The organism is Terrabacter terrae, from assembly GCF_039529575.1.
Taxonomy (GTDB): domain Bacteria; phylum Actinomycetota; class Actinomycetes; order Actinomycetales; family Dermatophilaceae; genus Terrabacter; species Terrabacter terrae.
Map to the genome: position 1 here is coordinate 1 of NZ_BAAANB010000228.1, position 1,944 is coordinate 1,944.

Here is a 1,944-nt window from a genome sequence, read left to right on the forward strand (position 1 = left end):
CGGCTCGGAGCTGCTCGACCGGCTTCGAGGTGAGCCCGCCACCAAGCCCTACCGCCAGGGCACCGGCAGCAAGCCACTCCTCCACGTCGTCGATGCCGAGACCGCCCGTGGGGATGATGCGCGCCCCCGGGAGAACGTCCAAGATGCTGCGCAAATGACCCGGCCCCGCTGTCCGTGCGGGGAACAGCTTGGCGATGCCGTGTCTGGCGGCCGCCGCGATGTCAGCCGGGGTGAAGCCGCCTTCGATGAACGGGGTGGCGCCCGCGGCTGTGCGTACAGCAGGGGCCGCATAGGGGCTGACCAGGAAGTCCGCACCGGACTCGATGGCTCGGTCCGCGTCAGTTGCGGACGTGACCGTCCCGACGCCGAAGGTGAGGTGGGCCAGCGACCGATCGGTGCGCATGGCTTGCAGGGCGGCCGGCCAGCCAGGCGTGGAAGTAGTGATCTCGACGGTCGTGAACCCCGCGGTCGCCAGTCGGAGGACGTCGTCCTGCAGTGCGGCGGGCGACGCTGATCGAAGCACGGGCACGACCCGCTGCTCGCTGATGCGCCCGGCGAGGGCATCCAAGGCCCGAGCCGCGGTCATGAGCCGACCCGCATCGCGGGAGCCTCGGTACCCAGCCCGGACATGAGCATCTGGTAGGTCGGGAAGCCTGCGTAGTCGCCGGGGTGCTCAACGACGCGGGCGGCAACCCAGGCGGCGGCCCGGAGCGCTACAACTGCGGGGAGGCTCTTCAGCACGCCGAAGATCCAGCCGGCGTTGAAGGCGTCGCCGGCTCCGACAGTGTCTACAGGCGCGACGACCTGCGACGCCGGAACGTCGTACTCGATGCCGTCGATGAGCGCGAACGCGCCGCGAGGTCCGCGCTTGACGACGACCGTAGACGGTCCAAGCGCCGCGAGCGCGGATGCTGCTTCGGGCACGTCGGCGGCGCCGGTGATCAGTCGTGCCTCTCGTTCGTTGCACAGCAGATGGTCAATGGCGGGGAGGACCGACGTATAGGCGGCACGTGCATCGTCCGGGCCCCACAGCAGCTGCCGGTAGTTGGGATCGAAGGTAGTGATCGCGTCACCGTCGCTGCAGAGCTCGAGGGCTGCCCGTGTCGCAGCCTCGGCCCCGCCGCCCAGGGCAAGTCCGATGCCAGTCAGGTGAACCACACGAGCGCCGGCGATGGGCTCGGTCGGGAGGTCGCTCGGGCTCATGGTCGACATGGCCGACTCGGCGCGGTAGTAGCTCACCGACACCTGTTCGGCGTCCAGTCGCTCCTTGACCATGAGCCCGGTGGTCCGACCGGGAACAGTGCGCACGTAGTCGGTGCCCACGCCCTCACGGGCCAGGATCCTGAGCAGCTCCGTGCCGAAGCTGTCCGCGCCCACTCGGGAGACCCACTGGGATGCGATGCCAAGCCGACTGAGGCCGATTGCGGTGTTCAACTCAGCTCCGCCGTAGCTCTTCTCGAGGGTGTCCGCCTCTGACAGCGGCTGGGTTCCCGCGGGAGCGAGACACACGAGTCCTTCGCCGACGGTCACCACGTCTACTGCGCTGGGGGTCACGGAGTTTCCTTCTCGTTCATGGCGACCACGCCGGTGTTGACGACCGGCCTAGGCTGCGGGCGGTGTGCGTTGTGCGCGGACGGCGCGCGGCTCACCGAGGTCGGGCGCTGCCGTGCTTGCGCGACAGGGCATCTGCGGTGGCGGCCATCAACAGCACCGCTCCGGTGATGGCGAGATTGAGCCCTGATGGAAGTCCCAGCAGGCCCAGCCCGTTCTCGATGACGGCGATGACGAGGCCGCCGATAATGGCGTCCTTCAGTTTGCCTCTGCCACCGAAGAGGCTCACTCCGCCCACGACCGCGGCGGCTACACCGTTGAGCACGATGGTTCGCCCAGCGGAAGCGTCGACCGAGCCGATTCGGCTCGCCGTGAGGATGCCGGAGACCGCGG

2 protein-coding genes and 1 pseudogene are annotated in these 1,944 nt (G+C 69.0%); all 3 read right to left on the minus strand.

Annotated elements, in window-relative coordinates; all coding sequences use genetic code 11:
- Positions 1–586: bifunctional 4-hydroxy-2-oxoglutarate aldolase/2-dehydro-3-deoxy-phosphogluconate aldolase (locus ABD194_RS21380; RefSeq protein WP_343995297.1), on the minus strand; the 586-nt coding region annotated here is incomplete at its 3' end.
- Positions 583–1,554, minus strand: a complete 972-nt coding sequence (locus tag ABD194_RS21385) for a sugar kinase (RefSeq protein WP_343995299.1) — start codon at positions 1,552–1,554, stop codon at positions 583–585. The genes ABD194_RS21385 and ABD194_RS21380, both read right to left, overlap by 4 nt.
- 91 nt (positions 1,555–1,645) lie before the next feature.
- Positions 1,646–1,944: pseudogene (locus ABD194_RS21390) on the minus strand (ABC transporter permease); the annotation flags it as partial.